The sequence below is a fragment of the Streptomyces sp. UNOC14_S4 genome, from assembly GCF_020740835.1.
GTDB lineage: Bacteria > Actinomycetota > Actinomycetes > Streptomycetales > Streptomycetaceae > Streptomyces.
In genome coordinates, this window is the sequence record NZ_JAINFC010000562.1 from 1 (window position 1) to 4,686 (window position 4,686).

Here is a 4,686-nt window from a genome sequence, read left to right on the forward strand (position 1 = left end):
CCTCGGGCGGGGCGCCCTGCAAGGGGTGCCCTGTAAGAGGCGCGGGGAACTGCGCGGCCAGCCCCCACTGGCGCCCCCATCGGCCCGCAGTGATCGCACCGCGAACGCCCGCAGCGATCGCACCGCGAACAGGGGCACCGCGGGCCTGGCCGCGGGCAGTGGCGGGGGCAAGCCTGTGACCAACCCGTTTCCGCCAAGGGCTGTCGGTCCGGCATGATGGGGTGTATCTGCCCGCACGCGGCGGAGGCGGCGGCGCCGCACAATGGCCCTTCTCGATTGCCGGACGGTTTCTCTTGGCTGAGTACATCTACACCATGCGCAAGACGCGCAAGGCGCACGGCGACAAGGTCATCCTCGATGACGTGACGCTGAGCTTCCTGCCCGGTGCGAAGATCGGTGTGGTCGGCCCCAACGGCGCCGGTAAGTCCACCGTCCTCAAGATCATGGCGGGCCTGGAGCAGCCGTCCAACGGCGACGCCTTCCTGTCGCCCGGCTACAGCGTCGGCATCCTCATGCAGGAGCCGAAGCTCGACGAGTCCAAGACGGTCCTGGAGAACGTCGAGGACGGCGTCGCGGAGATCAAGGGGAAGCTCAACCGCTTCAACGAGATCGCCGAGCTCATGGCGACCGACTACTCGGACGCCCTGCTCGACGAGATGGGCAAGCTCCAGGAGGAGCTCGACCACGCCAACGCCTGGGACCTCGACGCCCAGCTGGAGCAGGCCATGGACGCCCTGGGCTGCCCGCCCGGCGACTGGCCCGTCGTCAACCTCTCCGGTGGTGAGAAGCGCCGCGTCGCCCTCTGCAAGCTGCTGCTGGAGGCCCCCGACCTGCTGCTCCTCGACGAGCCCACCAACCACCTCGACGCCGAGTCGGTGAACTGGCTGGAGCAGCACCTCTCCAAGTACGCGGGCACCGTCGTCGCGATCACCCACGACCGCTACTTCCTCGACAACGTGGCCGAGTGGATCCTGGAGCTCGACCGCGGCCGCGCCCACCCCTACGAGGGCAACTACTCCACCTACCTGGAGAACAAGGCCGCGCGTCTGAAGGTCGAGGGCCAGAAGGACGCCAAGCGCCAGAAGCGCCTCAAGGAAGAGCTGGAGTGGGTCCGCTCCAACGCCAAGGGCCGCCAGGCCAAGTCCAAGGCGCGCCTCGCTCGTTACGAGGAGATGGCGGCCGAGGCCGACAAGATGCGGAAGCTGGACTTCGAGGAGATCCAGATCCCGCCGGGCCCGCGTCTGGGCTCCATCGTCGTCGAGGTCAACAACCTCTCCAAGGCCTTCGGTGACAAGGTCCTCATCGACGACCTGTCCTTCACCCTGCCGCGCAACGGCATCGTGGGCGTCATCGGCCCGAACGGCGCCGGCAAGACCACGCTGTTCAAGATGATCCAGGGCCTGGAGGCCCCGGACTCCGGTTCGATCAAGGTCGGCGAGACCGTCAAGATCTCGTACGTCGACCAGAGCCGCGCCAACATCGACCCCAAGAAGACGCTGTGGGCCGTCGTCTCCGACGAGCTGGACTACATCAACGTCGGCCACGTCGAGATGCCCTCCCGCGCCTACGTCTCCGCGTTCGGCTTCAAGGGCCCGGACCAGCAGAAGCCGGCCGGTGTGCTCTCCGGTGGTGAGCGCAACCGCCTGAACCTGGCGCTCACCCTCAAGCAGGGCGGCAACCTGCTCCTCCTCGACGAGCCGACCAACGACCTCGACGTCGAGACCCTCTCCTCGCTGGAGAACGCCCTGCTCGATTTCCCGGGCGCCGCTGTGGTCGTCTCCCACGACCGCTGGTTCCTCGACCGAGTGGCCACGCACATCCTGGCCTACGAGGGCGACTCCAAGTGGTTCTGGTTCGAGGGCAACTTCGAGTCCTACGAGAAGAACAAGATCGAGCGCCTCGGCCCGGACGCGGCCCGTCCGCACCGCGCCACCTACAAGAAGCTCACCCGGGGCTGAGTGTGGCACGCCACCTGTACTCCTGCCCCCTGCGCTGGTCGGACATGGACGCGTTCGGCCATGTGAACAACGTGGTCTTCATCCGCTACCTCGAAGAGGCACGGATCGACTTCATGTTCCGGCTGGCGCCGGGGGAGGGGAGTGCGTCCTTCACCGGGGGCTCCGTCGTGGCCCGGCACGAGATCGACTACCTGCGTCCCCTGGTGCACCGGCATGAGCCGGTGACCGTCGAGACGTGGGTGACGAGGATCGGCGCCGCGTCCCTGACGGTCGCCTACGAGGTCAAGGACGAGGATCAGGTGTACGCGCGGGCCACCACGGTCGTCGTGCCGTTCGACTTCGAGGCGGGCCGCCCGCGGCGGATCACCGACGAGGAGCGCTCCTTCCTGGAGCTCTACCGGGACGGCGACGGGCAGGGCGACGAGGCCGGTGGCCGTCCCGCCGCGAAGGGGGCCGTCGCCGCATGACGGCAGACCCGGCTCCGTACGGGCAGCGGCTGTGCTTCGCCGACGCCGGGGAGGTGGCCGACCTGGCCGCCTTCCTGGCCCGGCTGATCCACTACGACCGCGCCGCCGCGGTCCGGCTCCAGGCGAGCGGCGGGGTCGTCGCGGTCTTCGGCCGTCCGCCGTCCTTCGAGGTCCTCGCGATCCGCACCGCGCGGCTCGCGGAGCCCGCGGCGGGCCCGGGGCCGGTCGCGCTGGACACCACCGTCTCGGCGGGACAGCTCGCGGAGGCCCTGGACGGTGCGGTCACCGGGGACACGGATCTCGTCGTCATGGTGCCCGACGCCGTCACCGGCCCGCCGTGGGCCGGGGTGCTGCCGCCCCGCAGCGGCTGGCAGCGCGTCGAGGGCCTGCCCGGCGTGGACGCCGTACGGGGCGCCGTGGCCGCCGCCGTCACGGAGTTCCGTGCCCGGGACGAGGCCCTGCCCGAGCAGCGGCGCACCCGCGCCGAGCGCGACCGTATCGGCCGGGAGATCTGGTCCCGCACCCTCGGCGACACCGCGCTGCCGCTGCGCGCGGTGCACGCCGCGCAGTCGCTGGGCTTCCTGCGGCCCGTACGCAGTGGTGCCGCCGCGTCCCGGACGACGACCGGGCACCTGAGGGCCGGAACCGGGGCCGGAACCGGGGCCGCGCTGGCCCTCGGGCCGGAGCCGCTGGCGCTCTTCGCCGCGGGCGGCTGGCTGCGGCTGCGCACGCCGTACGGCTCGGTCGCCGTCCGCACGGGCGGTCTCCCGGGCCTGACGGTCACCCCCGCCTGAACACGGGTCGGGGGCGCCACAGGCGCCCCCGGTCTTCCCTGTCCGCCGGTCCTCGCCGGTTCCCAGCGGTCCTCAGTCCGGCGTATTGATCATCGAGCCCGCCGCGTACGTCAGGTACCGCCACAGCTGCTCGGTGTGCTCGGGCGTGAGCCCGAGTTCGTCCACGGCGTCCCGCATGTGCTTCAGCCAGGCGTCGTGCGCGGCGCGGTTCACCTCGAACGGCGCGTGCCGCATGCGCAGCCGCGGGTGCCCGCGGTTGTCGCTGTACGTACGGGGGCCGCCCCAGTACTGGATCAGGAAGAGGACCAGACGCTCCTCGGCCGGCCCGAGGTCCTCCTCGGGGTACATCGGACGCAGCAGCGGGTCCTCCGCGACCCCCTGGTAGAAGCGGTGGACCAGGCGCCGGAAGGTCTCCTCGCCGCCCACCTGCTCGTAAAACGTCTGCTCCTGCAGAGTGCCGCGCGGAATCTCATTCACGCTTCCATGGTCTCAGACCGCCCGGCGGAGGACCGGGGGCTTAGGCCCCCCGTCCCGGCTCGGCCCCGACCCGGCCCCGGATCAGCCCCTGCGGACCGTGATCGTGGTCCAGGCACCCACGTGCACCCGGTCGCCGTCGCGCAGCGGCACCGGCACATACGGCTTGATCGACTCCGCCGAGCCGTTGATCGTGGTGCCGTTGGTGGAGTCCTGGTCGACGACAGCCCAGCTGCCGTCCGGCTGCTGCACCAGCATGGCGTGCTGGTGCGAGACGCCCGGGTCCTCCGGCGGGCGGGACAGGTCGATGTCCGGCGACTCGCCGGTGCTGTGCCGCCGCCTGCCGATGGTCACCTGGGGGCCGCTCAGCGGGAGCTGGAGCTCGGGGGAATACGCGGGCAGGTTGAGCCCCGCGGCCTCCGGGCCGCTGCGGCTCATCATCGCCATGAAGTACTCGCGGTCGGGCGCGATCACCGCGACCCAGCCCACCGGCGCCGGCGACGGCACGGGCGAGGGCGGCCCCGCCTGCGCGGGCACGCCCTGCGAGCCCGCGTCCGCCGAGTTCTCCTCGTACGGGTTGTGCGGGAACGGGGCCGCGGGCATCGGGCCCGGCGGGGGCAGCACCCAGTCGCCGTCCTCGGAGAAGGACTCGCTCAAGGACTCGCTGAAGGAATCGTTGTAGGAATCGCCGTAGGGCGACGACGGGTGGCTCTCCGGGGTGAGCGGCTCCGCCGGGCGGTTGATCCGGGACGGACGCGAATTCTGGTAGTGGTCGTACGGCTGCGGCGGCTGGGTGTACTGCGGCGGCGCCGACTGGAGCCCCTGTGGGGACGACACCGGCGGCGGGCCGAACGAAGGGCCGCTCTGCGTCGCGAAGTTGTAGCGGCACTCCTCGCAGAACGGCGCCTGCGCCTCGCGCGGCGTACGGCACCGTGGGCACAGCTCCGCCTGGACGGTCGACTCGCCGTAGTAGCCGGCCGGGCCGGCCAGGGG

At 71.3% G+C, this 4,686-nt stretch carries 5 protein-coding genes; 3 read left to right on the top strand and 2 right to left on the bottom strand.

Features of this window, described 5'->3' with window-relative positions; all coding sequences use genetic code 11:
* Positions 1–293 precede the first annotated feature (293 nt).
* The 3 genes from ettA to K6I34_RS32015 are packed head-to-tail and all read left to right on the top strand — an operon-like array spanning position 294 to position 3,219.
* Positions 294–1,958, top strand: a complete 1,665-nt coding sequence (gene ettA / locus K6I34_RS32005) for an energy-dependent translational throttle protein EttA (RefSeq protein WP_229331477.1) — start codon at positions 294–296, stop codon at positions 1,956–1,958.
* A 2-nt stretch (positions 1,959–1,960) separates the two neighbouring features.
* Complete coding sequence (locus K6I34_RS32010; protein WP_229331478.1) at positions 1,961–2,425, top strand: thioesterase family protein; 465 nt, start codon at positions 1,961–1,963, stop codon at positions 2,423–2,425.
* Complete coding sequence (locus K6I34_RS32015) at positions 2,422–3,219, top strand: hypothetical protein (RefSeq protein ID WP_229331480.1); 798 nt, start codon at positions 2,422–2,424, stop codon at positions 3,217–3,219. The genes K6I34_RS32010 and K6I34_RS32015 overlap by 4 nt, the downstream gene beginning before the upstream one ends.
* A 72-nt stretch (positions 3,220–3,291) precedes the next feature.
* Here the strand turns inward: K6I34_RS32015 and K6I34_RS32020 are convergent, their stop codons facing one another.
* Both K6I34_RS32020 and K6I34_RS32025 read right to left on the bottom strand, forming a co-directional pair.
* Complete coding sequence (locus K6I34_RS32020) at positions 3,292–3,696, bottom strand: globin (RefSeq protein ID WP_229331482.1); 405 nt, start codon at positions 3,694–3,696, stop codon at positions 3,292–3,294.
* Positions 3,697–3,777: 81 nt separating this feature from the next.
* Positions 3,778–4,686: FHA domain-containing protein (locus K6I34_RS32025; protein ID WP_229331484.1), on the bottom strand; the 909-nt coding region annotated here is incomplete at its 5' end.